Annotated in this window: 2 protein-coding genes; one reads left to right on the top strand and one right to left on the bottom strand. The window is 71.3% G+C overall.

Going from position 1 to position 2,422, the window contains the following annotated elements; all coding sequences use genetic code 11:
* Positions 1 to 899 (bottom strand): PAS domain-containing protein (locus E1166_RS30195; protein WP_132343205.1); only part of this gene is annotated, 899 nt, incomplete at its 3' end.
* Between the two features lie 101 nt (positions 900 to 1,000).
* Between E1166_RS30195 and E1166_RS30190 the strand changes: the two genes are divergently transcribed.
* Positions 1,001 to 2,413, top strand: coding sequence for a cation:dicarboxylase symporter family transporter (locus tag E1166_RS30190; RefSeq protein ID WP_132343204.1), 1,413 nt, complete (start codon positions 1,001 to 1,003; stop codon positions 2,411 to 2,413).
* Positions 2,414 to 2,422: the final 9 nt, after the last annotated feature.

Genomic DNA, 2,422 nt, shown 5'->3' with positions numbered 1-2,422 from the left:
AGACCCAGCTCGGTGGGGCGCTGGTTGGCCACCAGGGACCGCTCCCGGGTGAGGATCAGCTCGTCGTGCGCCCGGCGGCCCGCGCCGACCAGCTCGACCAGGGCCGGGGGCAGGCCGAGCCCGGTCACCGGCCGATCCACCAGCGGCGCGTCCGGGTCCAGGCCGAGCAGCCGGCGCCCCTCGTCGTTGACCAACGCGATGCGCCCGTCGGCGTCGATCACCATCAGTCCTTCGCCGACCGAGTGCAGGACGGCGTCGTAGTACTCGTACATCCGGGTCATCTGGGCCGGGCCCAGCCCGTGGGTCTGCCGGCGTAACCGGCGGCTGAGCAGCCACGAGCTGAACCCGGCCAGGACGAGCACGACGACGGTGACGGCCAGCAGGACGGGTGCCCGGCCGAGCAGCTTCCGGTTGATCGACTCGGTGGTGATGCCGACCGAGATCAGCCCGGTGACGGTGCCGTCGGCCTCGCGTACCGGGACCACGGCGCGCACCGACTCGCCCAGGGTCCCGGTGTTGACCTCGGTGTACGGGTGGCCGGCCAGGGCCGGGCCGATCTTGCCGATGAACGGCTGGCCGATCTGGGTCGGGTCGGGGTGGGAGTAGCGGATCCGGTCGGGGTTCATCACCACCACGAAGTTCGTCCCGGTCGCGGTGCGCACGGATTCGGCGTACGGCTGTAGGGTGGCCGCCGGATCGGTGGAGCGCAGCGCGGCGGCGACCTCGGGGGAGCGGGCGACCGTCTCGGCGACGGCGAGCACCTCGTCCCGGGCGGCCTCCCGCGCGTCGGCGCGGGCCAGCAGCGCGGCCCCGACGGCCCCCGCGCCGACGAGCAGGGTGACCACCAGCGCCTGGAGGGCGAACAGTTGCCCCGCGATGCTCCACTTCCGTGCCGTCATGTCCCCCTCGGATCAGGTCGTTGTTACGCCGACACTGCACCCCGGTGAACAGAATGAACGCAAGGCTGCTTCCGGCTGAGACCTGGACCACAGTCTCACTCATGCAGACCCCCACCACCAGCACACCTGCGCAGCGGTCCCGCCGGGACCGCACCCACTACCTGTACCTCGCGGTGATCGTCGCGGTTGTCGCGGGCATCGTGGTCGGCTTCGTCGCCCCGGAGCTGGCCAAGGACCTCAAGCCCCTCGGCACCGGGTTCGTCGCCCTGATCAAGATGATGATCAGCCCGATCATCTTCTGCACGATCGTCCTCGGCGTGGGTTCGGTGCGCCAGGCGGCCAAGGTCGGCAAGGTCGGCGGGCTCGCCCTCGGCTACTTCCTGCTCATGTCCACGGTCGCGCTGGCCATCGGCCTGGTCGTCGGCAACCTGATCCACCCCGGCTCCGGTCTGCACCTCAACGCCGAGCTGGCGGGCGCCGGGCAGCAGGCCGCCAGCGGGAAGGCGGAGGGCACCGTCGACTTCCTGCTCGGCATCATCCCGACCTCGCTGCTCTCCTCGCTGACCGGCGGGGAGGTGCTCCAGACGCTGCTGGTCGCCCTCCTGGTCGGCTTCGCGGTGCAGGGCATGGGCAGCCGGGGCGAGCCGGTGCTGCGGGCGGTCGGGGTCGCCCAGCGCCTGATCTTCAAGATCCTCGCGATGATCATGTGGGTGGCCCCGATCGGCGCGTTCGGCGCGATCGCCGCCGTCGTCGGCGCGACCGGCATGGACGCGCTCAAGAGCCTGGCCCAGATCATGCTCGGCTTCTACGCCACCTGTCTGGTCTTCGTCGTGGTGGTGCTCGGCCTGCTGCTCCGGGTGGTCGCCAAGATCTCGATCTTCTCGCTGCTGCGGTACCTGGGGCGGGAGTTCCTGCTGATCGTCTCCACCTCCTCCTCGGAGTCGGCGCTGCCCCGGCTGATCGCGAAGATGGAGCACTTCGGGGTGAGCCGGCCGGTCGTCGGCATCACCGTGCCGACGGGCTACTCCTTCAACCTCGACGGCACCGCCATCTACCTGACCATGGCGTCGCTGTTCATCGCCTCCGCGATGGGCAACCCGCTGTCGGTCGGCGAGCAGGTGTCGCTGCTGGTCTTCATGATCATCGCGTCCAAGGGTGCCGCCGGCATCACCGGCGCGGGCCTGGCCACCCTGGCCGGCGGACTCCAGTCGCACCGGCCGGACCTGGTCGACGGGGTCGGCCTGATCGTCGGCATCGACCGGTTCATGTCCGAGGCCCGGGCGCTGACCAACTTCGCCGGCAACGCCGTGGCCACCGTGCTGATCGGCACCTGGACCGGTGAGTTCGACCGGGAGCAGGCGCGGGCCGTGCTCGCCGGCCAGCGTCCCTTCGACGAGGCCACCATGCTCGACGAGGACCACGGCGCTCCCGAGGTCGCCGAGGCACCGACCGCCGACGAGCGCGCGGCCGGCGCTACACCATCCGGCCGTGTCCCCGCCCGGGCCGGCGCCTGACCCGAGCCC

Origin of the sequence: Micromonospora sp. KC213 (assembly GCF_004348325.1) — a bacterium.
Lineage (GTDB): Bacteria > Actinomycetota > Actinomycetes > Mycobacteriales > Micromonosporaceae > Micromonospora.
This window is presented reverse-complemented; position numbering and strand designations above follow the sequence as displayed.